Annotated in this window: 1 protein-coding gene; it reads right to left on the bottom strand. The window is 24.0% G+C overall.

Going from position 1 to position 312, the window contains the following annotated elements; genetic code table 11:
• A partial coding sequence (locus HMPREF9073_RS15965) for a hypothetical protein (protein WP_198005897.1) occupies positions 1-291 on the bottom strand: 291 nt, incomplete at its 3' end.
• Between the last annotated feature and the right edge of the window lie 21 nt (positions 292-312).

Genomic DNA, 312 nt, shown 5'->3' with positions numbered 1-312 from the left:
CTTCGTTCTTATTCCTCCTTGTGGGTATTTTACAAACGTTTTCAAGATTAAAAATCTATTTCCTATATAATAACTTCCTCTTTCATACTTTTTAGGAGTATTTTTATACCTATTTTCATTATCTAAGAAAAGAAATTGAATTTTTCCTGTAGAAGAAAATTTACAAAAACCACTATTATAACCAGTATTTAAATGCTCAATATTATAAATTTGAGTGGTATCTATCAAAGAAAAAATATTTTCCGTAATGATTATATCATTACAATTTTTATATCTATTTCTATTCATCATTTGGCAAGAAAAAGTATTTGC

It is taken from the genome of Capnocytophaga sp. oral taxon 326 str. F0382 (genome assembly GCF_000318295.1).
Classification (GTDB): domain Bacteria; phylum Bacteroidota; class Bacteroidia; order Flavobacteriales; family Flavobacteriaceae; genus Capnocytophaga; species Capnocytophaga periodontitidis.
Note: the sequence above shows the minus strand (reverse complement) of the source record. Positions and strands in the feature narration are given on the sequence as shown.